General features: G+C 34.2%; 27 protein-coding genes. 16 read left to right on the top strand and 11 right to left on the bottom strand.

Features of this window, described 5'->3' with window-relative positions; translation table 11 throughout:
• The first annotated feature begins 49 nt into the window (after positions 1-49).
• Positions 50-745 carry a MotA/TolQ/ExbB proton channel family protein gene (locus FLACOL7796_RS20170; RefSeq protein ID WP_173972597.1) on the top strand — a complete coding sequence of 232 codons (696 nt, stop codon included), beginning with the start codon at positions 50-52 and terminating at the stop codon, positions 743-745.
• A 3-nt stretch (positions 746-748) separates the two neighbouring features.
• The gene (locus tag FLACOL7796_RS20165; protein WP_173972596.1) at positions 749-1,144 is read left to right on the top strand and encodes an ExbD/TolR family protein; all 396 of its coding nucleotides are present in this window, start codon (positions 749-751) and stop codon (positions 1,142-1,144) included.
• A 481-nt stretch (positions 1,145-1,625) separates the two neighbouring features.
• Here FLACOL7796_RS20165 and FLACOL7796_RS20160 read toward each other — a convergent pair whose 3' ends face one another.
• From FLACOL7796_RS20160 to FLACOL7796_RS20150, 3 genes are all read right to left on the bottom strand, one after another.
• Positions 1,626-2,528 carry an energy transducer TonB gene (locus FLACOL7796_RS20160; RefSeq protein ID WP_173972595.1) on the bottom strand — a complete coding sequence of 301 codons (903 nt, stop codon included), beginning with the start codon at positions 2,526-2,528 and terminating at the stop codon, positions 1,626-1,628.
• A 312-nt stretch (positions 2,529-2,840) separates the two neighbouring features.
• Positions 2,841-4,067: a Glu/Leu/Phe/Val dehydrogenase dimerization domain-containing protein gene (locus FLACOL7796_RS20155; protein ID WP_173972594.1), complete on the bottom strand. Its 1,227-nt coding sequence runs from the start codon at positions 4,065-4,067 to the stop codon at positions 2,841-2,843.
• A gap of 146 nt (positions 4,068-4,213) precedes the next feature.
• Complete coding sequence (locus FLACOL7796_RS20150) at positions 4,214-4,789, bottom strand: chalcone isomerase family protein (protein WP_173972593.1); 576 nt, start codon at positions 4,787-4,789, stop codon at positions 4,214-4,216.
• Between the two features lie 486 nt (positions 4,790-5,275).
• On the opposite strand from FLACOL7796_RS20150, the gene FLACOL7796_RS20145 reads away from it, so the two are divergent.
• The 12 genes from FLACOL7796_RS20145 to FLACOL7796_RS20090 all read left to right on the top strand — a co-directional run bounded on the left by FLACOL7796_RS20145 (position 5,276) and on the right by FLACOL7796_RS20090 (position 14,225).
• On the top strand, positions 5,276-6,418 hold the full coding sequence (locus FLACOL7796_RS20145; RefSeq protein WP_072960457.1) for an acyl-CoA dehydrogenase: 1,143 nt from the start codon (positions 5,276-5,278) through the stop codon (positions 6,416-6,418).
• 278 nt (positions 6,419-6,696) lie between these two features.
• Complete coding sequence (locus FLACOL7796_RS20140) at positions 6,697-7,374, top strand: Crp/Fnr family transcriptional regulator (RefSeq protein ID WP_173972592.1); 678 nt, start codon at positions 6,697-6,699, stop codon at positions 7,372-7,374.
• Positions 7,375-7,464: 90 nt separating this feature from the next.
• Entirely contained in the window at positions 7,465-8,061 is a 597-nt protein-coding gene (locus FLACOL7796_RS20135) for a peroxiredoxin-like family protein (protein WP_173972591.1), read from the top strand.
• Positions 8,062-8,067: 6 nt separating this feature from the next.
• Entirely contained in the window at positions 8,068-8,526 is a 459-nt protein-coding gene (locus FLACOL7796_RS20130) for a YHS domain-containing (seleno)protein (RefSeq protein WP_173972590.1), read from the top strand.
• A gap of 8 nt (positions 8,527-8,534) precedes the next feature.
• Positions 8,535-8,921, top strand: a complete 387-nt coding sequence (locus tag FLACOL7796_RS20125) for a DoxX family membrane protein (RefSeq protein ID WP_173972589.1) — start codon at positions 8,535-8,537, stop codon at positions 8,919-8,921.
• A 2-nt stretch (positions 8,922-8,923) separates the two neighbouring features.
• On the top strand, positions 8,924-9,412 hold the full coding sequence (locus FLACOL7796_RS20120) for a DinB family protein (protein ID WP_173972588.1): 489 nt from the start codon (positions 8,924-8,926) through the stop codon (positions 9,410-9,412).
• Positions 9,400-10,110 (top strand): NRDE family protein, encoded by a 711-nt coding sequence (locus FLACOL7796_RS20115; RefSeq protein ID WP_173972587.1) that lies wholly within the window; start codon positions 9,400-9,402, stop codon positions 10,108-10,110. Before FLACOL7796_RS20120 ends, FLACOL7796_RS20115 begins: the two co-directional genes overlap by 13 nt.
• A gap of 10 nt (positions 10,111-10,120) precedes the next feature.
• The gene (locus FLACOL7796_RS20110) at positions 10,121-11,155 is read left to right on the top strand and encodes an ATP-grasp domain-containing protein (RefSeq protein ID WP_173972586.1); all 1,035 of its coding nucleotides are present in this window, start codon (positions 10,121-10,123) and stop codon (positions 11,153-11,155) included.
• 2 nt (positions 11,156-11,157) lie between these two features.
• Entirely contained in the window at positions 11,158-11,814 is a 657-nt protein-coding gene (locus tag FLACOL7796_RS20105) for a hypothetical protein (RefSeq protein ID WP_173972585.1), read from the top strand.
• A gap of 29 nt (positions 11,815-11,843) precedes the next feature.
• A complete protein-coding gene (locus tag FLACOL7796_RS20100) occupies positions 11,844-12,821 on the top strand; it encodes a M20/M25/M40 family metallo-hydrolase (protein ID WP_173972584.1) in 978 nt (325 codons plus the stop codon).
• Between the two features lie 35 nt (positions 12,822-12,856).
• On the top strand, positions 12,857-13,534 hold the full coding sequence (locus FLACOL7796_RS20095; RefSeq protein ID WP_173972583.1) for an SDR family NAD(P)-dependent oxidoreductase: 678 nt from the start codon (positions 12,857-12,859) through the stop codon (positions 13,532-13,534).
• An 88-nt stretch (positions 13,535-13,622) separates the two neighbouring features.
• The gene (locus FLACOL7796_RS20090; RefSeq protein WP_173972582.1) at positions 13,623-14,225 is read left to right on the top strand and encodes a SprT-like domain-containing protein; all 603 of its coding nucleotides are present in this window, start codon (positions 13,623-13,625) and stop codon (positions 14,223-14,225) included.
• A 164-nt stretch (positions 14,226-14,389) separates the two neighbouring features.
• Here the strand turns inward: FLACOL7796_RS20090 and FLACOL7796_RS20085 are convergent, their stop codons facing one another.
• The 6 genes from FLACOL7796_RS20085 to gcvP all read right to left on the bottom strand — a co-directional run bounded on the left by FLACOL7796_RS20085 (position 14,390) and on the right by gcvP (position 22,147).
• A complete protein-coding gene (locus tag FLACOL7796_RS20085) occupies positions 14,390-15,151 on the bottom strand; it encodes an ABC transporter ATP-binding protein (RefSeq protein ID WP_173972581.1) in 762 nt (253 codons plus the stop codon).
• Positions 15,151-15,897 carry an MlaE family ABC transporter permease gene (locus tag FLACOL7796_RS20080; protein ID WP_072960475.1) on the bottom strand — a complete coding sequence of 249 codons (747 nt, stop codon included), beginning with the start codon at positions 15,895-15,897 and terminating at the stop codon, positions 15,151-15,153. The genes FLACOL7796_RS20085 and FLACOL7796_RS20080 overlap by 1 nt, the downstream gene beginning before the upstream one ends.
• A gap of 78 nt (positions 15,898-15,975) precedes the next feature.
• A complete protein-coding gene (locus tag FLACOL7796_RS20075; protein ID WP_173972580.1) occupies positions 15,976-16,824 on the bottom strand; it encodes a glycosyltransferase in 849 nt (282 codons plus the stop codon).
• Between the two features lie 136 nt (positions 16,825-16,960).
• Positions 16,961-17,488: a methyltransferase gene (locus FLACOL7796_RS20070; RefSeq protein WP_173972579.1), complete on the bottom strand. Its 528-nt coding sequence runs from the start codon at positions 17,486-17,488 to the stop codon at positions 16,961-16,963.
• A 160-nt stretch (positions 17,489-17,648) separates the two neighbouring features.
• Positions 17,649-18,707, bottom strand: coding sequence for a 3-oxoacyl-ACP synthase III family protein (locus FLACOL7796_RS20065; protein WP_173972578.1), 1,059 nt, complete (start codon positions 18,705-18,707; stop codon positions 17,649-17,651).
• 590 nt (positions 18,708-19,297) lie between these two features.
• Positions 19,298-22,147 (bottom strand): aminomethyl-transferring glycine dehydrogenase, encoded by a 2,850-nt coding sequence (gene gcvP / locus FLACOL7796_RS20060; protein ID WP_173972577.1) that lies wholly within the window; start codon positions 22,145-22,147, stop codon positions 19,298-19,300.
• A gap of 221 nt (positions 22,148-22,368) precedes the next feature.
• Here gcvP and FLACOL7796_RS20055 point away from each other — a divergent pair, with 221 nt between their 5' ends.
• On the top strand, positions 22,369-23,175 hold the full coding sequence (locus FLACOL7796_RS20055) for a UbiA prenyltransferase family protein (protein ID WP_173972576.1): 807 nt from the start codon (positions 22,369-22,371) through the stop codon (positions 23,173-23,175).
• Positions 23,176-23,296: 121 nt separating this feature from the next.
• The gene (locus FLACOL7796_RS20050) at positions 23,297-23,599 is read left to right on the top strand and encodes a hypothetical protein (protein WP_173972575.1); all 303 of its coding nucleotides are present in this window, start codon (positions 23,297-23,299) and stop codon (positions 23,597-23,599) included.
• Between the two features lie 260 nt (positions 23,600-23,859).
• Here the strand turns inward: FLACOL7796_RS20050 and FLACOL7796_RS20045 are convergent, their stop codons facing one another.
• Positions 23,860-24,258 carry a DUF1090 family protein gene (locus FLACOL7796_RS20045; RefSeq protein WP_173972574.1) on the bottom strand — a complete coding sequence of 133 codons (399 nt, stop codon included), beginning with the start codon at positions 24,256-24,258 and terminating at the stop codon, positions 23,860-23,862.
• A gap of 58 nt (positions 24,259-24,316) precedes the next feature.
• Positions 24,317-24,772, bottom strand: coding sequence for an SRPBCC family protein (locus FLACOL7796_RS20040; RefSeq protein WP_173972573.1), 456 nt, complete (start codon positions 24,770-24,772; stop codon positions 24,317-24,319).
• Positions 24,773-24,907: the final 135 nt, after the last annotated feature.

The raw sequence follows: 24,907 nt of genomic DNA, 5'->3' as shown, positions 1-24,907 counted from the left end.
AAATTTCAAATATTTTTTAGAATTAATTATTAAAAACCAGAATTAATATATGTTTAGTTTTATTCAATTACAAACAGATACCATTGCAAACGCCGCATCTAACGTAGTTATCGAAAAAATTGCACCAAATACAGAGATCTCAGTTTTAGGATTTATCTTAAAAGGAGGTTTTTTCCTAATCCCGATTGCCTTATTATTATTCTATACATTTTACGTTATTATAGAACGTTATCTATATATCAGCAAAGCCTCTAAAATTGACCCAAGATTAATGCAGGATGTAGGAGACAAGCTAAATGCAGGTAATATCGAGTTGGCCAGAACAATTGTAGAAAGAAGCAATACCGCTGCCGGAAATATCCTGAAAGAAGGAGTTCTCGTAATCGGAAGACCAATTGCCGAAATTGAATCAAACATGGACCGTGCTGCCGATATCGAAATTGGCGAAATGGAAAGACGCTTAGGGCACTTAGGACTTATTGCCGGTATCGCACCAACATTAGGATTTATCGGAACCATTTCCGGAGTTATCAAAATCTTCTACAGCATCTCAGTTACAGAAAATATTAGTATCGGAAACATTTCCGGAGGATTATACGAAAAAATGATCAGTTCAGGTTCAGGACTAATCGTAGGTATTATTGCCTATAGCGCTTACCACTTATTGAACGGAAAAATTGATGATTTTGCTTTAAAAATCCAAAAACAAATATTAGAATTTGTCAATATAATTCAAAGAGCATAAGGTATGTCTATTAAGAGAAAAAGAAGATTTCATGCCGAAGTGGCCACTTCATCACTAAGTGATATTATGTTTTTCCTGTTGTTGTTTTTCCTTATTATCTCAACACTTGCAAACCCTAATGTTATCAAGATGACTTTGCCAAAAGCGAAATCAAATGAAAAAACAAACAAACAACTCATTAGTTTATCCGTTACCGAAGATAAAAAGTTCTTCATCGACAAAGAACCCGTAGATTTTGAAAACCTCGAAACCAGCCTAATGTCAAAAATAGGAGCAGACAAAGAGCAAACTGTTGTAGTTAGAATTCCGTTTAATCTGCAAGTACAGGATTTAGTCGATGTATTGCAAATAGGAGTAAAGAACAATTTAAAATTTGTAATTGCTACCAGCCCCAAGTAAAAAGATAATTTGGGCGTGACCACAATAAAAAAATGGGCCAATCAGCATAACGTTGATTCGCCCATTTTTTTATTGCGGTCGGGCTATCCACGCTACTTCGGTAGCCAGCTCCTATCCCTCACGCGGAAGAAGAAAGAGAATAGAAGAAAGAGAATAGAAGAGAGATTGAAGAAAAAGTAGCTATAACGTGTCATTGCGAGGAACGAAGCAATCCCACTAGAATTAAGCACACAATCTTGTCATCCTGACGGAGGAAGGATCACACACGAAACTCCGCAAAAGTAATTCTACAATCTTTGTCGAGCTACTAGTGTGATCCTTTCTTCGTCAGGATGACAAGATCGTGGTTACTTTGCGAGGATTTCTCCTTGCGTCGAAATAACAAATCAGTCAATAAAAAAGGCTTTCTGAAATATTTCAGAAAGCCTTTTTATATATTCGAAATCCAATAATTAGTGTAAATCCGTGAAATTCGTGTTTTTTAATCCAAACTAAAATTATAAATAATCTTGCCAACTTGTTTCGCCGCAGCATCGTCATCAGCTTCCCATTTGGTATTCATTGCAGCAATTTTCGCCTGATCCAATAAACATCTTGCCGTATTAGTGGTTCCTTTTATTCCGGGAGTCGCGCTAATTGTTTTACCGCTTTGGTCTACTGTGATTTCAACAACTACTCTTCCGGCTTCATTACAAGTATATTTTGGTGTAGGTTTTGATAACGCTTTTCTCGTTCCTAAAGAATATCCAGATCCGCCGCCAGAACCTCCGCCGCTTCCGGCTCCGTAGCCGCTTCCTGTACCAATTCCATTTCCGGTACCGTTTCCACCGCCAGTTCCACCACCGGAACCTCCAGTGCCATAATATCCGTTTGAACTTAAACTTCCGCCTGCTTTTCCTTTATTTCCCGCTGCTTTATCATCGCCGTCTCCACCTTTATTCGATCCTTTCATGATACTTGCCAAAGCATCATTTGTAGAATTAGAAACTTTAGGCTTTTCCGGAACAGGTTTTGGTGCAGGTTTTTCAACAGGAACAGGTTTCTTAGGCTTTTCCTTCGTTGGGATAACAACGTCATTATCAGCTGTTGTATTTTCTTGACTAATCATAGCTTCTTCTTCAGGAGTAGATTTTGCAGGAGCTTGTTTTACATTATTTTTCACCTCCAAAACTTCACTCTTATAATTTGCGCCTGAGCCCAAATCACTATCTCCAAAATTGACCGTGACACCGCCACCGCCGCCACCTGAAGCAAGTGCAGCATTATTTTCAGGATTATAAGGAGGCCAAAAACGAATGAAAAATAAAAGCAACAACAAAACAGCATATATAGCTGTAGATATTAATAGAGATTTCTTTTTATCTGAAGAATCCGTAAAAGTCATTTTGATTCTGAATTATGTAATAGTATTTAATAAAAACGTTTAAAAGTAGTAAAAATTGTTTAGAAACAAAGGGAGAATTTTACCGCAAAGTTCGCAAGGGTTTACGCAAAGCATGCAAAGCTATTTTTTTAAATCTCGCAAAGTCGCAGAGTCGCAAAGAAAAACTTAAAAAAGAAAAACTTTGCGACTCTGCGACTTTGCGAGAAATAAATTAGCGCACCTTGCGTAAACCCTTGCGAACTTTGCGGTTAAGCTTTAAATAAAAAAAGCGAGCTAAAATTTAGCCCGCTTAGAATTGAAGTATAAAGAAAATTATACTAATTGTTTCAATGCAATTTCAAAAGCAGTTGCACTAATATTTGTTTTTGATGGATTCAAAGCGTGAGCTTTTACAATCGCATTTTTTATAATTTCAGAGGTATCATTAAAAATTGCCTCATCTGTCATTTGAACTTTTTTCTCCATAAAATAAGCAAAAACCCTTGCCATTCCGCAGTTCGAAATAAAATCCGGAATCAAACTTACTTTATGATCCACTTCTTCCATAATAGAACCAAAGAAAATTTCCTTATCAGCAAAAGGAACATTCGCACCACAAGAAATCACTTCCAGTCCATTAGCAATTAAGCTATCAATCTGACTTTGTTGTACCAATCTTGATGCCGCGCAAGGCGTGAAAATTTCAGCGCCAATCGTCCATATTTTTGAATTGATTTCTTCAAACGGAATCATATTATCGGCAACCAATTTATTTCCGTCTTTATTAAGGAATAAAGTTTTAATTTCATCAAAAGAAAAACCTTCTTCTTTAATTAATCCCCCATCGCGATCGATAATCCCGATCACTTTTGCGCCCATTTCTGCAAGGTAAAAAGCAGCAGCAGAACCTACATTTCCAAAACCTTGTACGATTGCTTTTTTACCTTTTATGTCTCCGCCGTATGTGGCATAAAAATGACGAACCGCTTCGGCAACGCCATAACCTGTAATCATATCGGCAACAGTATATTTTCTGGTTACATCAGGCGAGAACTTAGGATTTTCAATCACCTTAATAACACCCTGACGTAATTGGCCAATTCTATTAATTTTATCCGCTTCCGTTGGTTTAAAATGTCCGTTAAAAACGCCCTCTTGCGGATGCCATACACCACATTCTTCTGTCATTGGGATTACTTCGTGAATTTCATCCACATTCAAATCTCCACCAGTTCCGTAATAACTTTTTAATAATGGCGAAACTGCTTTGTACCAACGTTGTAAAACACCTTTTTTGCGAGGATCATTCGGGTCAAAATTAATTCCTGATTTTGCGCCTCCAATTGCAGGACCAGAAACTGAAAATTTTACTTCCATTGTTTTTGCCAATGACAAAACTTCATTCATATCTAAGCCTTTTCTCATTCTCGTTCCTCCGCCCGCAGCTCCTCCGCGAAGCGAATTTATAACAGTCCAGCCTTCAGCTTCTGTCTCAGAATCCTTCCAGTTAAAAACAATTTCAGGTGCTTTATTTTCAAATTGTTGTAATAAATCTTTCATTTTGTTGAGATATGTTTAGTTTGCGTAAAAGTATAAAATAGAATAATGCGAATAATGTATTCTGTTGCAATTTTAACAAACAAAAAAAAGAAAGCCGAAAACAATGTGTTTTCGGCTTTAGTATTCTATGAAAATTAATAGAAAAATTATATTCCTAATAAATGTTTTTTCAATGTTTCGTCTACTGGTTTATTCGAAAGCCAAATGCCAAACAATGCTTTTTTGAAATCGAATCCCGGAATTTTTCCTTTTAAAACTTCATTTTTATAAACATTGATAGTTTGGTCCAGCGGATTATAACCTAAAATAAAAACATCTTTTTCTTTAATAACATCGCTTAATAATTTTTTAAAATCTTCAATTCTTGGTCGTAATTCCTCAAGATTACTTCCAGCCGATTTTTCGAAACCTGTATTCATTGCTTTGGTTAATTTGTTTGAAGAAACCATAGACGATGTAATTTCGATACGAATTGCCATCTCAGTATCACTATCAATAATAAATTGAGGATCCTGACTTAATTGAGATAAATACAATGCTTGCACATAAACTTCGAGCCACATTTTAGATCTTCCTCCGGCTCCGTTAAGTTGCAAAGATTTATTTTGAAATTCAATTTTTCTAGGAACCGTTACCCCATTTACATCTAATTGAGTCTGGGCAGAAACGGTAGAAAATTGTACGCTTAAAAGGAGAGTAAGGAATAGTAAAATCTTTTTCATGTTCTGTCAATTTTATAATTTTTAGGCAAAAATAATGTTAATTTATCAATTAAACGTCGTTTTTTAGCGAGTTTTTTTCTTGAGTCATCTCAATTTTTTTATTGTATTTAATTAATAATCAAATTAGTAAGACTTGTTTTACGTACATTTACGCGTTTTATGATTTGTTTAATCTTTTTCAGGTTATAAATCAAACCTTGCCATAAGTTTCACCTCATTTTATACTGTATTTATATTCTTAAAATTTGGAGAAAACATTGCAAACTTAATGTCAGTATTGCTAAATTTCGTTATTATTACGAAAACGATATCGTAATTGTTGCAAATCTATTAATTTTATATGCATGCATTGTTAATTCCACATTTAAAAATTATCTTTGAAAGCCTTTTTTAAAGGAAATAAAACAATTCAAAAAACAAAAATAACCATCAGCTAAGCGAAATGTTAAAAATTTGGTTTAGGGGAAATAATAAAAAAGTATAACTATGGATTTCAATCTGACCGAAGAACATTTAATGATTCAACAAGCTGCCAGAGATTTTGCTCAAAACGAATTGTTGCCGGGCGTAATTGAACGCGACGAAAAACAAATTTTTCCGACTGAGCAAGTAAAAAAAATGGGACAACTAGGATTCATGGGAATGATGGTTGATCCTAAATACGGAGGAAGCGGTTTAGATGCCATTTCATATGTTATTGCTATGGAAGAAATTTCAAAAGTTGATGCATCAGCTTCTGTAGTAATGTCTGTAAATAACTCATTAGTTTGTTGGGGTTTACAGGAATTTGGAACCGAAGAACAAAAACAAAAATATTTACCGGGATTAGCCTCTGGAGAAATTCACGGAGCATTTTGCTTAAGTGAGCCGGAAGCAGGTAGTGATGCAACCTCGCAAAAAACTACTGCGGTAGACATGGGAGATCATTATATCGTAAACGGAACAAAAAACTGGATCACAAACGGAAACACTGCATCAGTTTATTTGGTAATTGCTCAAACGCATCCTGAATTAAAACACAAAGGAATCAATGCTTTGATCATGACCAAAGATATGCCGGGCTTTTCTATTGGACCAAAAGAACAAAAAATGGGAATTCGTGGTTCTGATACACACTCTTTAATGTTTAGTGATGTAAAAGTTCCTAAAGAAAACAGAATAGGTGAGGACGGTTTTGGATTTAAGTTTGCGATGAAAACTCTTGCAGGCGGACGTATCGGAATCGCATCTCAGGCTTTAGGAATTGCTTCCGGAGCTTATGAGCTTGCTTTAAAATATTCTAAAGAACGTAAAGCTTTCGGAACAGAAATTTGCAACCACCAGGCAATTGCTTTTAAACTGGCAGATATGGCGGTAAATATCGAAGCAGCGCGTCATTTATGTATGAAAGCAGCTTGGGATAAAGATCAACATAAAAACTATGATGTAAGTGGTGCAATGGCAAAATTGTTTGCTTCGCAAGTAGCAATGGATACGGCAGTTGAAGCCGTTCAGATTCACGGTGGAAATGGTTATGTAAAAGAATACCATGTAGAGCGTTTTATGCGTGATGCGAAAATTACTCAGATTTACGAAGGAACTTCTGAAATTCAGAAAATCGTAATTTCAAGATCTGTAATTGCAGGATAATCTTCTATAAAATAATTCATAAAAACCTTTTGAAGTTTAGGCTTTAAAAGGTTTTTTTTTGTCAAGCTAAATTATAATTTGAACGCTGATGACGCGGATTCGCTAACGCGAAAACGCTGATAAAACGGATTTCTATTATTTTTGAAAATAAAAAATTCGTCTAAATCTGTGTCTTCGCGTTAGCGAATCTGTATAATCCGCGTGCTTAAAACTTATTAGAAAGATAATCACACGCAACTACTAAATTAATTACATTTACAGCAACAGATTTAATTTTTATGTACGAAGATTTAAAATATTGGTATTTGCGCGATCATAAATTGTTTAGAACCTTGAGTTATTCTCAAATCAAACAATTGTGCATTATAACAGGTTTTAAAAAAGCATCAAAAGGAGAAATTATTTATTTTTCATCTTCAGATGTACCTCGTATTTTTTTACTTAAAAAAGGAAATATCAAAATTGTTGCTATTGACGATGAAGGCAACGAAACCATAAAAGACATTATCCAGAAAGGAGATTTGTTTGGCGAATTGACTTTAGAAACCGACGATAAAGTAGAGGAATATGCAAAAGTACTTTCAGACGATGTTGCAATTTGTAGTTTTTTGATGTCGGATTTTGAAGACTTATTGCTTAGAAATCCAACATTGGCACTTTCGTACACCAAGTTTGTTGGTTTAAAAATGAAACGCATCAAAAATAGTTATGCCAATTTAATTTCTAAAGATGCCAAAACAAGACTATATCAATTTCTAAAAGACTGGGCAGAACAAGAAGGTGTTCGAAACGGAAATGTAGTGACCCTGGAAAACTATTTAACCCAAAATGATATTGCTCAGATCATTTGTACTTCAAGACAAACCGCAACACAATTGCTGAATGAAATGGAAACAAATAATCTCCTAAACTACAATAGAAAAGAAATTATCATTTCGGATATTACCAAAATTTAATTATTTCAAGCGAAGTGTAAATTAGCCGACATTTTGCTTTTTCATAGTACAATAATTTTACATCATCAAAAAGATGTAAAATATTAAATTATGAAAAAAATACTTTTTATTGTTTTAGCAACCATAACTTCTGTTGTTCATTCGCAAACCGCTGTTCCTAAAACGGCCACAGATATTGCTCCTTTATTAATAGGAGAAAAAATTCCCAATGTTACTTTACAATCATCAGATAATAAAGAAGTACAGCTTGCTGATTTATTTAAAAAGAAAAAAACAGTTTTAGTTTTTTATCGAGGTGGTTGGTGTCCGTATTGCAATGCACATTTGCAGGCTTTGGCTGAAGCCGAAAAAAAGATTCTTGATTTGGGATATCAAATTATAGCCATAAGTCCTGATGCTCCGGAGAACTTAAAAGTTACAGAAGCAACCGACAAAGTAAAATACACCTTGCTTTCTGACTCAAAAGGAGAATTAATAAAAGCAGTAGGTATTGCTTTTGAAGCCCCGGAAAACTATAAATCTGTAATTAACGTACATTCTAAAGGGATGAATACTAGTTTATTGCCCGTTCCGTCAGTTTTTGTGGTAAACCCGGAAAGCGCTATTTTATTCGAATACATTTCGCCTGATTTTAAGCATCGCATCACAAACGAATTACTTGTTTCAGTATTAAAAACTATCAAATAAAATAAGATGAAAAAGCTAGTATTATTGGTGCTGATTTTGATTTCAGGTGTTTCATTCGCTCAAAATGATGCCAAAAGAATAGAACAATACAATTTAGAAAATAAAGTTGCCATTCAGGGATATGATCCTGTTGGGTATTTTACCGATGGAAAAGCCATTAAAGGGAAAAAGGAATTCACAACATCTTATCAGGGTGTGGTTTATAAATTTTCGTCAAGCGAAAATAAAGAAGCATTCTTAAAAAATCCTTCAAAATACGAACCTCAATACGGAGGATGGTGTGCTTATGCAATGGGAAGCGCGGGAGAAAAGGTCGAAATAAATCCGGAAACCTTTAAGATTATCGACGGTAAACTATACCTGTTTTACAACGCGTATTTTAATAACACCTTAAAAAGTTGGAACAAGGATCAGACCAACCTTAAAACTAAGGCCGACAATAACTGGAAAAAAACATATAAATAAAGTTCGCCATGAAAACAGAAAATACAATCTTGATTCTAAGAATTGTTGCTGCGGGAATTTTGCTGCAGACCTTATTTTTTAAATTCAGCGGAGCTGCAGAAAGTATTTATATTTTCTCGGCTTTGGGAGCAGAACCTTACGGAAGAATAGGTTCAGGAATTGCAGAACTTATTGTGGCGGTTTTAATTTTAATTCCAAAAACCACATGGATTGGTGCTTTAGGCGGATGTGGAATAATGACTGGCGCTATTTTATCCCATTTATTGGTGTTAGGAATAGTGGTAGAAAATGACGGAGGATTTCTCTTTTTACTAGCCGTTATTACTTTATTATGTTGCTTAGGATTGCTTTACTTCAATAAAAACAAATTGTTTAATCTTCTAAATTTCAAATAGCCATGTTACTAAAATCAATACGTTATAGTTTAGATGAATTAATTTATCTATTAGATCAGTTGTCTGATCAGCAATATTCAAAATCTTGCGAAGCTTTAAGCGGCGCAACGATTGGTGAACACACGAGACATATTATCGAGATGTTTCAATGTCTTGAAAATGGTTATGATTTTGGGGTTTTAAATTATGATAATCGTGATAGAAATACCCAAATTCAAACTGAAACCGAATTTGCGAAACAATGCATTATCGAGATAAAATCAGGATTGAAAAGCGAAAACAAAACGCTTTATCTGGAACAAATAATCGACGGACTTGCCATCAGGATTCAAAGTAGTTATTATAGAGAATTACTTTATAATATGGAACATTGCATTCATCATCAGGCTTTGATAAAAGTGGCCGTTTTGCCATTTGAAAATATTTCGATTAATGAAAATTTTGGCGTAGCGCGCTCGACTATAGAATATAGAAAACAATGTGTACAGTAAGTTATATTAATACGAATGGAGTTGTCATTATAACTTCAAATCGGGACGAAAAAGTAATTCGCCCTGAAGCGATTTCACCTAGAAATTATTTCCATAAAGGTAAAAATATCACCTATCCAAAAGATCCAAAAGCCGGAGGCACCTGGTTTGCGATAGACGAATACGGAAATGTTGTAGTTCTCCTTAATGGCGGAATTGAAAAACATAAACCGAAGTTTTCTTATCGAAAGAGCCGCGGATTAATTGCTTTGGATATTATTGCTGATGCTTCGCCAAAAGATTTTTGGCAACAAATTAATCTGGAAGATATCGAACCTTTTACACTGGTTTTGTTTCAGGATTCAATGCTGTATGAATTAATTTGGGATGGTTTAGAAAAAAGAACAAGACCATTAGACGAATCTCAAAACCATATTTGGTCATCGGTTACTTTATATTCAGCTGAGGTTCGAAAAGAAAGAGCTTCGTGGTTTGTTGATTTTTTACAGGATAAAAAGGAAATCTCGGCTTCAGAAATGTTGAGTTTTCATCAAAACACCAAACGCGAAGATTCAGAAAACGGGTTGGTTATTAATAGAGAAAATAACTTGAAAACCTTAAACGTTACGCAGGCAATAATTCAACAAAATAAAGGAACGATGCAGTATTATGATTTGCTAAATGCACAATATTTTTCGACCTCTTTTATTAGTATTTAAATAAATAAAGATGAAACTACTTTTTCATAAAATCACCAATTGGGAATATTGGCCGTTTCAGGTTTTGTATGTTCCTATTTATTTCCTTTGGGCGTATTATGCGATCAAAGCCAGATCGATATTTTTCTTTAATGCTTCTAATCCTCAAATTAAGAACGGAGGATTTATTATGGAAAGTAAAAAAAAGATTTATGATTTACTTCCTAAAAAATATTATCCCAAAACTATTCTGATTCGGGAAAATACCAATTTGAAGGCGATAGTTGATATAGTAGTTGAAAAACAAATTTATTTTCCGTTTATCGCAAAGCCTGATATTGGTTTGCGTGGTTCTGGCGTAAAAAAAATCAAAACGGTTTCTGAATTAAGAGAGTATGCTGAAAAAGCAAGTTTCGATTTTTTAATACAAGATTTAATCCCGTTTAAACAAGAAGTAGGTATTTTTTATGTGCGTCATCCTCTTCAAAAAGAAGGGAAAATTACGGGAATTGTTTCTAAAGAATTCCTGAATGTTATTGGTGACGGAATTTCCACTATTGAAGATTTAATTTATAAAACGCCACGATTTCAATTTCAGCTTGAATCTTTAAAAGAAGAATACGGAGATCAATTATACCAAATTTTAAAGAAAGGCGAAGTAATGAATTTGGTTCCGTTTGGGAATCATGCCCGAGGCGCAAAATTTCTCGATGGCAGCCATTTGATTACGCCAAAACTTACCGCGACCATTAATGAAATTGCAACTCAGATTCCTGAATTTTATTTTGGACGCTTCGACATCATGTATAATACTTTTGAAGAATTAGAACGCGGAGAAAATTTTCAGATTGTAGAACTCAACGGAGCCGCAAGCGAACCCACGCATATTTACGATCCTAAACATTCAGTTTGGTTTGCCTGGAAAGAATTGGCAAGGCACATTACTTATATGTATGAAATTAGTGTTCAAAATCATAAAATGGGTGTTCCATACCTAGATCACAAAGACGGAATGCGCGAATACAGATTGCATTTGGCACAAAACAGTAAAATCATGAATTTTTAAAAATGAAAAGAATAAAAAATATTTCGATAGGATTTCTGGTAAGTTTTCTAGGTTCAATTCCGTTGGGATATTTAAACTTAGCAGGACTTGAAATTTATTCAAAATCAGGACTTCATAATTTGGTTTTCTTTTTATTTGGAGTTGTTTTTGTCGAGACTTTTGTAATTTACTTTACGTTACTTTTTGCCAAACAACTTATCGAAAACAAGCGATTGATGAAAGTAATCGATTTTTTCGCGATTGTTTTTATGTTTGGTTTAGCCTTCTTTTTTTATTTTAATTTCAGGCAAACAACCAAATCACACAATTATTTACAAGAGTATTTAATGTATTCGCCATTTGTAATTGGCGTGGTTTTAAATTGTTTTAATTTCTTGCAACTTCCTTTCTGGACCAGTTGGAATCTATATTTGCTTAACGGAAAGTTTATTACAATAGAAAGAAAGTTAAAATATTATTATATTGCAGGAACTTTGATAGGCGTTTTTTTAGGAATGTTTAGTCTCATTGTACTTTTGCAGACTCTTTTTCAAAAATCAAGTCATTTTTCAAAGTATTTAATGCCTGTTTTTATTCCGTTGCTTTTTGTTTTTTTAGGAAGTTATCAGGTATTTAAAGTGTATAAAAAATATTTTAAACGACCGGCTTTAGAGATATAAGTTCTAAAGTCTAACTAAAATTTTCATTCATGAAAAGACTTTACTTTCTTATTCCGTTAGTTTTCTTAGCCTGCAAGTCGAATCCCACAGCGGTAAGCGACAAGAGTTCGAAATCAGTTTCAAAGCCACTTGAAATTACCTATCAAGTCAAACAAAATGACGTCTCAGATTTCCTCAAATACCTTTCTTCAGATGAGTTAGAAGGGCGAGAAACCGGAACAAAAGGAATCGAAAAAGCAGCAGTTTTTTTAGAAGATTTCTTAAAGAAAAATAATGTAAAACCATACTTTAGTTCTTATCGTGATACACTTACCAACTTCAAATCGCCGGCATTTAATATTGTTGGTGTTCTTGAAGGAACAGATCCTGTGCTTAAAAAAGAATTTGTGGTTTTAAGCGCGCATTATGATCATATTGGTTTAGAGAAAAACAAACAAGACGATATGATCAATAACGGAGCCAACGATGATGCATCCGGAGTAACTGCCGTTGCAGAAATGGCGAAATATTTTAGCGAAACAAAAGCAAATAAACGCAGTATACTTTTTGTGTTTTTTGCAGGAGAAGAAAAAGGTTTGTTAGGATCTAAAAGTCTGGTGCAAAAACTAAAGCAACAAAACTTCAATTTATACGCACAATTGAACATCGAAATGATTGGTGTACCTATGAAACGCGATTATCTGGCGTACATCACTGGTTTCGATAAATCGAATATGGCAGAAAAGATTAATGAATATACGGGAAAAAAGACGATTGGTTTTTTACCAAAAGAAGCCGAGTATCAATTGTTTTACAGATCTGATAATTATTCGTTTTATGAAGCATTCAAAAAACCATGTCAGTCTATAAGTACTTTCGATTTTGAAAATTTTGAATTCTATCATCATGTTTCAGATGAATTTAAGTTAATGGATATTCCGCATATGACTGCTTTTATTCAGGAGTTTTTGCCGGCGGTGACAAAAATTGCGACTTCGCCTACACAGGAAATTACAATGAATAAATAACCGGTCTTTTTATAGGTTTTGCTTATTTTTGCTTTATGAAAAATATTATTGTTACCGGAACCAGTCGAGGAATTGGTTACGAATTAGCATTACAATTTGCTAATGCCGGAAATCAGGTTTTAGCCATTTCCAGAAAAATACCTCAAACGCTTTTAGAACATCAAAATATCACTTGCCTTTCGATAGATTTGGCAGATGAAACAGCTTTGACAGAAGTGGATAAATTTTTATCCTCAACCTGGAAAAAAGTTGATGCCGTAGTTCATAATGCGGGCGCTTTACTATTGAAGCCTTTTGCAGAAACTACTCAGGCTGATTTTGAAAGTATTTATAAAGTAAATGTTTTTGCTGTAGCCAATCTTACCAGAATTTGTTTGCCTTATCTTCAAAAAGGAAGTCATGTTGTAACCATTAGTTCAATTGGTGGAGTAAGAGGAAGTCTTAAATTTGCAGGATTAGCCGCTTATAGTTCAAGCAAAGGAGCTGTAATTACTTTGACAGAATTATTGGCAGAAGAATACAAGGAACAAGGAATTTCGTTTAATGTTCTCGCTCTGGGTTCTGTTCAGACCGAAATGTTAAATGAAGCTTTCCCGGGTTATCAAGCGCCAATTTCTGCAGAAGGAATGGCGACTTATATTTATGATTTTACCCTTAACGGAAATAAATATTTTAACGGAAAAGTGTTGGAAGTTTCTTCTACTAATCCTTAGTTAAAAATCCAATTTTAAAAATTCCAAATTCCAAATTCTCAATATTAAACTTTTAACTTCTCACATATAACTTTTAACTTAAAAAAAATTGATCGAAACATTAGCAAGATATATACCTGAACATGCTGTAAAGCCTGTCTTTGATTTGATTGTTGCCAATCAGGTTCATCTTAAAATCGTAAATGAGCGACAAACGCGTCATGGAGATTATAGGAGAGGCCCAAGTGGTAAACATGAAATCACGGTAAATGCCAGTTTAAATAAGTATCGTTTTTTGATTACGTTAATTCATGAGATTTCGCATTTGGTAGCATTTGAAAGATTTGGGCGAAAAATAAAACCCCACGGAAATGAATGGAAACATACTTTTCAACGCATGATGATTCCGTTTATTCGTCCGGAGATTTTCCCGGGGCAATTATTACCCTTATTAGCGAGGCATTTTAAGAATCCATCTGCGAGTAGTGATACTGATACTACTTTGTCATTGGCTTTAAAGCAATACGATGCGCAAAACGATAAAAATTACGTTTTTGAAATCCCGTACGGAAGTGTATTCAGAATTCAAAATGGAAAAATATTCAAGAAGTTAGCTGTTAGAACCAAACGTTTTGAATGTATCGAAATAAGCTCAGGAAAAACCTATTTGTTTAATCCAAATGCTGAGGTAGAGTTGATAAACTTACAGTAAACCTGATGAAAATTCCAATATTTTAAATTCCAAATTCCAACCGAAGGAAATTCCAAATAAAAAATTCCAAATTCCAAAACTGATGCAGTTGGAATTTGGAATTTTTTTATTGAGTTCTTCCAGAATTGGAATTTAAAATATTGGAATTTAAAATATTGGAATTTTTATCCCTTAAGATATGCTTCTCTCACTTTTTTGAATAAGTTCGAAGAGTAGACAAATTTTACGATATCTTTATTATCAGTTCTAAAGATTTCTTCTTTAGTTCCTTGCCACGCTTTTACTCCTTTTTTTAGGAAAACAATATTCTCACCAATTTCCATTACCGAGTTCATATCGTGCGTATTAATTACGGTGGTGATATTGTATTCTTCGGTGATTTCTTTAATCAAATTATCGATCAAAGTTGAGGTGTTCGGGTCTAAACCAGAGTTAGGCTCATCGCAAAATAAATATTTCGGATTATTTACAATTGCACGGGCAATCGCCACACGCTTTTGCATACCTCCGGAAATTTCAGAAGGTAATTTTTTATGTGCATCAACTAAGTTAACACGCTCTAAAACAAAATCAACACGTTCTTGAATCTTAGAGTTGTTATCGTTGGTAAACATTTTCAATGGGAAAGCCACATTTTCTTCAACAGTCATCGAATCAAATAAAGCACTTCCTTGAAAAACCATTCCAATTTCAGTTCTTAATTCTCTTTTTTCGTCTGGATCTAATTCTGAGTAAACTCTACCGTCAAATTCGATTGTTCCTGAATCTGGAGTATGAATACCTAACAAAGTTTTTAATAAAACGGTTTTCCCGGATCCACTTTGTCCTATAATTAAATTGGTTTTTCCGGTTTCAAAAACGGTCGAAACCCCTTTTAAAACTTTACTGTCACCAAATGATTTTTCTATGTTTTTTACTTCTATCATTATCCTAATAATAATTGAGTTAATATGTAATTAAAAAGAATGATACAAACAGATGTCCATACAAATGATACTGTACTTGCTTTACCAACTTCTAATGCTCCACCTTTCATGTAATATCCGTGAAAAGACGGAATTGTAGCCAATAACATTGCGAATATTAAGGTTTTAATAAAAGCGTATGTAATATGAAAAGGAATAAACTCCATTTGAGCTCCCTGAATAAAATCTTCACTTGTCGAAAATCCTCCGTAAGCACAAGCAAGCCATCCACCAAAAATACCAAGGAACATACTAATACCAATTACAAAAGGATACATTAATAAAGCTACTATTTTAGGGAAAACCAAATAGTTTAATGAATTAACCCCCATAACTTCTAAAGCATCAATTTGTTCTGTAACACGCATTGTACCAATGCTAGAGGTGATATAAGATCCCATTTTTCCGGCCATAATTACCGAAATAAAAGTAGGAGCAAACTCCAGAATCACAGATTGACGTGTAGCGAAACCAATTAAATATTTTGGAATTAATGGATTAGTTAAGTTTAATGCAGTTTGAATGGCAACAACTCCTCCAATAAAAAAAGAGATAAAACAAACAATGCCCAGAGAGTCGATTATTAAATCATCGATTTCTTTAAAAATTAATTTTTTCATCACAGACCATTTCGTCTGTTTGTTAAAAATTTCTTTCAGCATTAAAAAATATCTTCCTAGTTGAGATATATAACGGATTAGCATCATAATTTTAGTAATATTGGCTAAATTAAGGATTAGTTTACAGTTTACAGTTTCACTTTACAGTTTTTTAAGTTTTAAAAACTAAAAAAGCTTCTGTTTCATTTTCTGAAAACGGTAATTTCTTATAAATTTAGCTTGTTCGGGTGTAACTAATAAAGGTGTTTTGGCTTTTTTTGCTTTCCAAAAACCTCTTATATAGTCTAAAAATAAAAATGGTTTTTTCTTCATCATCGCCAATTTTGCCGATGCAATTGCGGTAATCCAAAAACCGTAACCTATAGTATAAAAAGCTTCTCCTTGTTTATAACGGGCCGTTTTGTTGTAATTAGCGCCTGTTGGTTTAAGGTGTTTCACATGCAAAGATTCGTCTGTAACTATTTTCCAGTCATAGTATTTGCAAAGTAATTCGTCTACAGTATCCCAACCCATTGCTGGTCGTAAACCTCCAATTTGCTGATAAGTTGCTTTTCGATATGCTTTTAATGCACCGCGAATATGATCTTTATCGGTTAGGTTTTCTAATATCCAGTCGCCATTTTTTTCGATGTAGCAAAATCCTCCAACCATTCCAACTTTTGGATCGGATTCAAAATGTTTGATAATCGTTTCAAAATAATTAGGTGGAAAAATTAAATCGCCATCTATCTTTACAATAATATCATAATCAGAATCCAGTGTTTCAAAACCTTTTTGGAAAGCCTGAATGACTTTACTTCCTGGCATATGAATCGCGTCTGAAGTTTTATTGACAACAGATATAAACGGATTTTCTTTTGCGAATCCCAAAACCACTTCTTCTGTTTTATCAGTCGAATTGTCGTTTACAACCACAACTTTTGATGGCAAAACAGTTTGGGAAACTAAAGATTGCAAAGTCAGACCAATTAGATCTTGCTCGTTGTGCGCGGGAATAACGATATAATACTTCATGTTTTTTTAATTAAATCCCAATTTTTTAAAAATTCCAAATCTTGAGAATAAATCGCAATCTTCTAAAATTCCAAATTCCAATCTTACCGATGTGGCTAAAATTGGAATTTGGAATTTAAATATTGGAATTTATTATTTATGCTTTTATTTTCTCCGCAACAACGATGTAATATCTTGGAGTAAAATATCTTAATAAGGGTCTGAAACCAAACTTTTTTACAGGATGTGTAAATTTTTGGCGATCGGTTATTTTCCAGCCTGTTTTTTCTAAAAGCCAGTCTAATTGCCAATCTTCGAATTCGTGGTAATGTCTGTCCCACATATCAGTTTTAGAACGATATGCCGGAGAAAACCATAAACGTAACGGAATTGAAATTAACAATTTGTCACATTTTACGTTTTGCAGAATGGTATATGGATTTAGCAAATGTTCGAAAATTTCGAATGCAGTAAAAACGGTATAATCTTCGGTTTGTAGCGCCGTTTGATCGTTGTCTAAATCTTCGCCTTTTGTGTTTTTTACGGTATAACCATTTTCTTCCATTATTTTAGAAAACGGATTTGGTACACCAAAATCAAAAATAGTCTCTGATGTTTTAACGTGTTTTTGTAAAAACTCTAAGGTAAGTTTGAATCTTTTATTCGGAAACGTTTTTTCGTACATAGCGTTGCGAGGAACGAAACAATCTCTCGTTCTTGATTTTATAATTAGGTCGCAAATATACTAAAAAAGTCCGCACTATTAAGATGCGGACTTTTTAGTTTTCAGTTTAGAGTCGCAGTTTACAGTCTTCTAAACTGAATACTGTGACTGTAAACTGCGACTAGTATCGGTATACAAATGCATTCACATTCATTCCTGCTCCAACTGAAGCAAAAATGACAACATCGCCTTTGTTAATTTCGTGATTTTCTAATTTCCCTTGAATCAATAAGTCGTACAAAGTAGGTACAGTTGCAACGCTGCTGTTTCCTAAATCATGAATACTCATTGGCATAATGTTTTCAGGAGCGGTTTTATCGTATAATTTGTAAAAACGGGCAATAATAGCTTCGTCCATTTTTTCGTTGGCTTGATGAATAAGGATTTTCTTCACTTCATCAATTCCGATTCCGCTTTTGTCTAAACAACTTTTCATCGCACATGGAACCTGACTTAAGGCAAATTCGTAGATTTTACGACCGTACATTTTTATGTATTTAATGTCTGGATCTAAATCTGGGTTGTATGATTTTCCGAAGAATAAAAAGTTGGCTTCATCATTTGCAAAAGTGGCACTTTCGTAAGATAGTAAACCTGCTTCGTCATCAGAAGCTTCAAGAATTGAAACTCCGGCACCATCAGAATAAATCATAGAATCACGATCGTGATCGTCTACAACTCTTGATAGCGTTTCGGCTCCAATTACCATGACACGTTTTGCCATACCTGATTTGATAAAAGCATTGGCTTGCAAAACTCCTTCAATCCAGCCCGGACATCCAAAAAGAATATCGTAAGCTACACATTTAGGGTTTTTAATGTCTAGTTTATTTTTAACACGTGTTGCTAAACTTGGCAAAATATCCGATTGATTTGTTCCGGATTTTACATCGCCAAAGTTATGTGCAAATATGATGTAGTCTAATGTTTCGCGATCGATTTTAGCGTTTTCAAGTGCTCTTTCGGCAGCAAAAAAGGCTAAATCAGATGAGGTATGTTGATCTTCGGCATAACGACGGTTTTCGATTCCGGTAATACCTTTGAATTTTTTAATTACAACTTCATTAGGATAAGCAAAAGGAGTTCCGTCCTCATTTAGAAAAACGTGATCACCAAAGTCTGTATTGCTTACTTCTTTATTTGGAATATAACTTCCTATACCAATTATTTTTATTTTCATTATTCAGTAATTATCCGATAAATTTATTGCTAAAGTATAAATAAAATCATGATAACTATCATAAAAAATACTATGCATGCATATAATTATGAAATAATAAATATTTATAGGATTTATTGTTAATTTTTTAATGAAATTTGACTTTAACCGAGATTTCAAACGTTTGAGTTTTGTTTTTTGACATATTTTTTTTCGGAAGAATGTTAAAGCTTTTTGGTGTTTTGTTACAAATAAAGCCGAAGTTTCAAAAAGTGTTAAAAATTAGAAAACCTTAAGTTTTATTTTAAAGTTTTGAAGCGGTGTAATGACATTTTGCTCGCGTGAGGGATAGGAGCTAGCTACCGAAGTAGCGTGGATAGCCCGACAGCATCGCGGTAAAAGGGCGAATATGCGGAAAGTGAATTAGCCCTTTTACCGCGATGGTGGCACGCCCAGATTAAAATTTTAGATGATAGATTTCTGATTTCTGATTTTAGATTTTTGTTTCAGTTTTCAATTTTTACGTTATGCTGTTGAAAACTCAAACAAAAAATAAACCCGACAAGTTTAAAGACCTGTCGGGTTTGGATATAATATTAGAAAACTGATTTTTAGTTTTCCATGTAAGCTTCTATTGGAGCACAGCTGCAAACTAAGTTTCTGTCACCGTAAGCATCGTCTACACGACGAACTGATGGCCAGAACTTATTTTCGGCGATGTAATCTAATGGGTAAGCCGCTTTTTCTCTTGTATAAGGGAAATCCCAATTGTCAGTTGTTAACATTGCCAAGGTGTGTGGTGCATTTTTCAATACGTTGTTTTTATCATCGGCTGTTGCAACTTCAATTTCTTTTCTGATTGAAATAAGCGCATCACAAAAACGATCTAATTCTGCTAAATCTTCAGATTCAGTTGGTTCGATCATTAAAGTTCCTGCTACAGGGAAAGAAACCGTAGGAGCGTGGAAACCGTAATCCATCAAACGTTTTGCGATATCACCAACTTCGATTCCGTTTTCTTTGAATGCACGACAATCTAAAATCATTTCGTGAGCTGCTCTTCCGCATTCTCCAGTATAAAGAATTGGGTAATGTCCTTCGAAACGAGATTTCATGTAGTTAGCATTCAAAATAGCGTGTTCTGTAGCACTTTTTAATCCTTCAGCTCCCATCATTGTGATGTAACCGTAAGAGATTAAACATACTAAAGCTGATCCGTAAGGTGCAGATGAAATAGCTGTAATGGCTTGTTCACCACCTACTTTAAGGATTGGGTTGGTTGGTAAAAACGGAACTAATTTTTCGTTTACACAAATTGGTCCAACTCCAGGTCCGCCACCACCGTGAGGAATAGCGAATGTTTTGTGTAAGTTTAAGTGACAAACGTCGGCACCAATTGTAGCAGGATTTGTTAACCCAACTTGCGCGTTCATGTTTGCACCGTCCATATATACTAATCCGCCGTTATCGTGGATTAATTTTGTGATTTCAATAATCGAAGATTCGAAAACTCCGTGAGTCGAAGGATAAGTTACCATTAAACAAGATAAATCATCTTTGTGTTCAATTGCTTTTTCTCTTAAATCTTCTACGTCAATATTTCCTTCCGGAGTCGTTTTAGTAACGATGATTTTCATTCCCGCCATAGCTGCAGAAGCAGGATTGGTTCCGTGAGCTGATGATGGAATTAAACATACATTACGATGACCTTCGTTTCTTGATAAGTGGTAAGCACGAATCGCCATTAAACCAGCATATTCTCCCTGAGCTCCAGAGTTTGGTTGTAATGTTGTTCCGGCAAATCCTGTAATTACATTTAATTGTTGCTCTAATTTTTTAAGCATTGTAATGTAACCTTCAGCTTGTTCTACTGGTGCAAATGGGTGAATGCTGTTCCAGTTTGGCATTGATAAAGGCAACATTTCTGAAGCTGCGTTTAATTTCATTGTACAAGAACCTAATGAAATCATCGAATGATTCAATGATAAATCTTTACGCTCTAATTTTTTGATGTAACGCATGATCTGACTTTCCGAATGATGATTGTTGAATACATCATGCGTTAAGAAAGAAGATGTTCTTTCTAACGAAGCAGGTAACTGACTTGTAGCAGATAATTCAGCAACGGTGAAAGTTTCTTTACCTAAAGCCTCAGCAAAAATCGCAATAATTTGGTTGATGTCGTTAATTGAAGTCGTTTCGTTTAACGAAATAGAAATCGTATCAGCATCTACATAAAAGAAGTTTACTTCGTTTTTCTCAGCAATTGCTTTTACTTTTTGAGCATCAGCTTTTACTAAAATAGTATCAAAGTAAGCTGTATTAGTTTGAAAAACGCCTAATTTATTTAAAGCTTCAGCAGTTGTAACCGCCGATGCGTGAACTTTGTTTGCAATATATTGTAATCCTTTTGGTCCGTGGTAAACCGCGTACATTCCGGCCATAACTGCCAGTAAAACCTGAGCAGTACAAATATTTGAAGTTGCTTTTTCACGTTTAATGTGTTGCTCACGAGTTCCTAAAGCCATACGTAAAGCGCGGTTTCCGTTTACATCAATAGAAACTCCAATAATACGACCTGGCATAGATCGTTTGTATTCGTCTTTAGTTGCAAAAAATGCAGCGTGAGGACCACCGTAACCCATTGGTACACCAAAACGTTGTGAAGTTCCAACTACTACTGCAGCTCCCATTTCTCCCGGAGAAGTTAAAGTGGCTAATGATAAAATATCGGCAGCAAAGGCAACTTTGATTTCGTTTTCTTTTGCTTTAGCAACAAAAGCACTATAATCGTTTACCTGACCGTATTTTCCCGGGTATTGTAAAATGGCTCCGAAGAACTCATTAGAAAAATCAAAGTTTTCGTGGTTCCCAACTACTAATTCAATCCCGATAGGAGTAGAACGTGTTTGAAGTACGGATAAAGTTTGAGGTAAAATTTCTTCAGAAACGAAGAATTTGTTTGTATTGTTTTTCTTTTGATCACGTGTACGAACATCAAATAACAAAGCCATAGCTTCGGCAGCAGCAGTTCCTTCATCAAGTAAAGAAGCGTTTGCAATTTCCATTCCTGTAAGTTCAATAACAGTAGTCTGGAAATTTAAAATTGCTTCAAGACGACCTTGAGCAATTTCTGCCTGATAAGGCGTATAAGCGGTATACCATCCTGGATTTTCGAAAATATTTCTCTGAATTGGAGCAGGAACGATAGTAGGGTGATAACCCAAACCAATGTATGATTTGAATACTTTATTTTTCTTCCCTAATTCCTGAATATGATTTGCAAATTCGTATTCTGTCATTGCAGGATCCAAATTCAAAGGTGCTTTTAAACGAATATCATCCGGAAGGGTTTCGTAAACAAGTTGTTCGATCGATTCAACCCCAATGGTTTGTAACATGTGTTGAAGATCTGTTTCTCTTGGGCCAATGTGTCTTAAAGCAAAAGCATCTGTTCTCATTTGTAGCTATCTAATTTTTTAAGGGCAATGCAATTCGCGATGTATCTTCTTTGACTTAATCAAGTGTAACACAAGGTTTATTACATTTTATAGTAAATGTGTTGTTTTTTTGTGGCGCAAAATTAAGTATTATTAATAATTTAATAGGTATTTTTAACTTCAATTTTTATGAAATTTACAACTAAAGAGTTGATTTGTTAATAATTGATTAGATTTAAAGAATGAAACTACTAAAACAGATATTCGATTTTTACCTCAATAGCAGCATTCATGTGGCTTTATCATGTTATGCTTTGGTACGAATAACGTTTCATATGTTTCATATTCAATATGATGAGTCAATGGCGTTGTTCGTTTTTTTTGGAACAATTGTGGGGTATAATTTTGTTAAATACGATGCATGGGTTCGGGTCAGGAAAAAACCAATGACAAAACAATTAAAAATTATCGCTGCATTAAGTCTAATTTCACTCGTTTTAGTTGGCTATTATTTCTTCCATCTTAAGCGAATTACTCAAGTTGTTTCTGTCATCATTTTTGCCATCACCGCACTTTATACACTTCCATTTTTTCCCAATAAAAAAAATGCCCGAAACTGGGCCGGAGTAAAAATATATATTGTGGCACTTTGCTGGGTAGGAGCCACCTTGGTTTTGCCTTATATAAATGCCGAAATTCCGTTTACCGCCAACTTTTTTACCAAATGCATTCAGCGTTTTGTATTGGTTTTTGTTTTGATCCTGGTTTTCGAAATCCTCGATTTGGCCAATGACGATCCGCATCTCAAAACCGTTCCGCAAACCATAGGCGTAAAGCGCACTAAAATTCTAGGCTTTTCGCTTTTAGTCCCATTTTGGATTGTTGGTATTTTGTCCTTCACAGTTCACGATCTTATCATCAATCTTATAATGGTCGTAACGTTAATGCTTTTTATTTTCTTTGCCAATACCAACAGATCCAGATATTACACTTCTTTCTGGGTCGAAAGCGTCCCCATTTTTTGGTGGTTAATGATGGTATTTTTATAAATTGTATTCATGATATTTTATGGAAGAAAACATATACTTTTTAAGATTTAAATTTACTTTTTTGCAATTTATAGCCTTGTTTTTTGGATGGAATTTCTTCATCTGTTTTATCTGGCCTCTTATGATTGAGTCTTACTTTGGCGTTACCATATTCGTTTGTGCTTTTTCTTTGGTTTTTGCGATGGCGCTAAATAATAAATTGATTTTATGGCTGTTTTTGTTGTTTCACATCAATAAAAAAATTGTAATTATCTATCAAAAAACAATGCTTTATCTAAGTGCATATTTTGGAACTTGCGTTTTTAGCTGGTTTATGCCTCCAATGAGTATTTATGTTTTTCTTGAGCATTTATTTATCAATACCCTTACCGTTTTTTTGTATTTTACTTTTGTAATGAAGGCTACTAATAGAGAAGACATTTAATATATGATTCCCTTTCAAAGCATAATAAAAAACCCGATGTTGTTTTGAACATCGGGTTTTTTATGAAGATATTTAAAATGTTATTTTGGGCGTGTCCCTCCGGGTCGGGCTATCCGCTGCAAGTCCTCGCACTTCCTTCGTCAGGCTGTGGGCTTTCCACTTCTATCCCTCACGCAACCATAAAACAAGAAAATTTATTTTTAAAAAGAGAGACTTATAATAGAATCTGCCCAATCTGCGAGATAAAAATTTTAAAACAATTATTTCGTTTTCTGTTCCGCTAATGCCTTATTCAAATCAGCTTTAGCTTCATCTAGTTTTTTTCTTTTCTTAGCAATTTTTTCTTTGCTTTCCTGATCTTTAATCGCTTTGTTAAGATCGTCTGTTCTTTCCTTAACTTTTTGTTGCTTTTCTTTTACCTTTTTGTCAAGATCGTTAGTTACGGTTTTAGTTGTACAGTTTTTCTTGGTTTTCGAAATAGCTTCTTCAACTCCCTTTATTTGATTTTGATTACCGGCTTTTTTAGCAGCGACCAATTTCGTATTCAGCTCACATAATTTTCTTTCACATCCTTTTAAAGTTGCACAATTACTCTGTGCAAATCCTATAAAAGAAATGGCGAAGAATGCTATCGATAAAATTTTAGTTTTTAAAGTCATAAGTTTATTTTTAATGATTTACAATGGTTGTAATACTTATAAAAGTAAGAAAATTATTTTAAATATGTTTTTCGGCTACTTCTTTCAGTACTTTATTTCTTTCTAAAAGAAACTGTATTAAGTGCTTCTTTAAAAATAAAGAATCAAATACTTTACCAAAAAATCCAAACGGAGTTTCATATTGCATTTTATCTTTCATGATCGTAACATCATTTTGTTCTTCAAAAAAATGTTCGTGCTTAAAGAATTTGAATTTTCCTTCTTCCATTTCATCCACAAAATAATCGTAAAAGTTCATCGCGGTAATTCGGCTTTTGTGCGTGAGATAAAACCCAAAATGTTTACCGCGCCAGGTTACCGTTTCGTTTAAATTAATCAGGCCAGAAGTTATTCCGGCAATAGCCACTTCACTAGTCTTACTCGCTGATTGTTGATGAATGTCTATGTTTCGTGAAGCATCGAAAACGATTTGTTTCGATGCTTTTATTTTTGTGGTGAGATTTATTGTTGTCATTAATTTAATTTTTGTTTTGCTCAATCTTGTCATCCCGATTTCTATGATAAAACCAAATCTTTTTTATAAGGGATTTGGTTTTTTATTACTGCAAAAACCCGATGGATTATTTTATTTCTCACAGCGTTTAAAACG

It is taken from the genome of Flavobacterium bizetiae (genome assembly GCF_902804475.1).
Taxonomy (GTDB): Bacteria; Bacteroidota; Bacteroidia; order Flavobacteriales; family Flavobacteriaceae; genus Flavobacterium; species Flavobacterium bizetiae.
The sequence above is the reverse complement of the archived record's forward strand: the minus strand, read 5'-3'. Positions and strand labels throughout refer to the sequence as shown.

Coding starts and splice junctions, on each gene's coding strand:
- FLACOL7796_RS20170 (WP_173972597.1), top strand. CDS start 50: ATGTTTAGTTTTATTCAATTACAAACAGATACCATTGCAAACGCCGCA.
- FLACOL7796_RS20165 (WP_173972596.1), top strand. CDS start 749: ATGTCTATTAAGAGAAAAAGAAGATTTCATGCCGAAGTGGCCACTTCA.
- FLACOL7796_RS20160 (WP_173972595.1), bottom strand. CDS start 2,528: ATGACTTTTACGGATTCTTCAGATAAAAAGAAATCTCTATTAATATCT.
- FLACOL7796_RS20155 (WP_173972594.1), bottom strand. CDS start 4,067: ATGAAAGATTTATTACAACAATTTGAAAATAAAGCACCTGAAATTGTT.
- FLACOL7796_RS20150 (WP_173972593.1), bottom strand. CDS start 4,789: ATGAAAAAGATTTTACTATTCCTTACTCTCCTTTTAAGCGTACAATTT.
- FLACOL7796_RS20145 (WP_072960457.1), top strand. CDS start 5,276: ATGGATTTCAATCTGACCGAAGAACATTTAATGATTCAACAAGCTGCC.
- FLACOL7796_RS20140 (WP_173972592.1), top strand. CDS start 6,697: ATGTACGAAGATTTAAAATATTGGTATTTGCGCGATCATAAATTGTTT.
- FLACOL7796_RS20135 (WP_173972591.1), top strand. CDS start 7,465: ATGAAAAAAATACTTTTTATTGTTTTAGCAACCATAACTTCTGTTGTT.
- FLACOL7796_RS20130 (WP_173972590.1), top strand. CDS start 8,068: ATGAAAAAGCTAGTATTATTGGTGCTGATTTTGATTTCAGGTGTTTCA.
- FLACOL7796_RS20125 (WP_173972589.1), top strand. CDS start 8,535: ATGAAAACAGAAAATACAATCTTGATTCTAAGAATTGTTGCTGCGGGA.
- FLACOL7796_RS20120 (WP_173972588.1), top strand. CDS start 8,924: ATGTTACTAAAATCAATACGTTATAGTTTAGATGAATTAATTTATCTA.
- FLACOL7796_RS20115 (WP_173972587.1), top strand. CDS start 9,400: ATGTGTACAGTAAGTTATATTAATACGAATGGAGTTGTCATTATAACT.
- FLACOL7796_RS20110 (WP_173972586.1), top strand. CDS start 10,121: ATGAAACTACTTTTTCATAAAATCACCAATTGGGAATATTGGCCGTTT.
- FLACOL7796_RS20105 (WP_173972585.1), top strand. CDS start 11,158: ATGAAAAGAATAAAAAATATTTCGATAGGATTTCTGGTAAGTTTTCTA.
- FLACOL7796_RS20100 (WP_173972584.1), top strand. CDS start 11,844: ATGAAAAGACTTTACTTTCTTATTCCGTTAGTTTTCTTAGCCTGCAAG.
- FLACOL7796_RS20095 (WP_173972583.1), top strand. CDS start 12,857: ATGAAAAATATTATTGTTACCGGAACCAGTCGAGGAATTGGTTACGAA.
- FLACOL7796_RS20085 (WP_173972581.1), bottom strand. CDS start 15,151: ATGATAGAAGTAAAAAACATAGAAAAATCATTTGGTGACAGTAAAGTT.
- FLACOL7796_RS20080 (WP_072960475.1), bottom strand. CDS start 15,897: ATGATGCTAATCCGTTATATATCTCAACTAGGAAGATATTTTTTAATG.
- FLACOL7796_RS20075 (WP_173972580.1), bottom strand. CDS start 16,824: ATGAAGTATTATATCGTTATTCCCGCGCACAACGAGCAAGATCTAATT.
- FLACOL7796_RS20070 (WP_173972579.1), bottom strand. CDS start 17,488: ATGTACGAAAAAACGTTTCCGAATAAAAGATTCAAACTTACCTTAGAG.
- FLACOL7796_RS20065 (WP_173972578.1), bottom strand. CDS start 18,707: ATGAAAATAAAAATAATTGGTATAGGAAGTTATATTCCAAATAAAGAA.
- gcvP (WP_173972577.1), bottom strand. CDS start 22,147: ATGAGAACAGATGCTTTTGCTTTAAGACACATTGGCCCAAGAGAAACA.
- FLACOL7796_RS20055 (WP_173972576.1), top strand. CDS start 22,369: ATGAAACTACTAAAACAGATATTCGATTTTTACCTCAATAGCAGCATT.
- FLACOL7796_RS20050 (WP_173972575.1), top strand. CDS start 23,297: ATGATTGAGTCTTACTTTGGCGTTACCATATTCGTTTGTGCTTTTTCT.
- FLACOL7796_RS20045 (WP_173972574.1), bottom strand. CDS start 24,258: ATGACTTTAAAAACTAAAATTTTATCGATAGCATTCTTCGCCATTTCT.
- FLACOL7796_RS20040 (WP_173972573.1), bottom strand. CDS start 24,772: ATGACAACAATAAATCTCACCACAAAAATAAAAGCATCGAAACAAATC.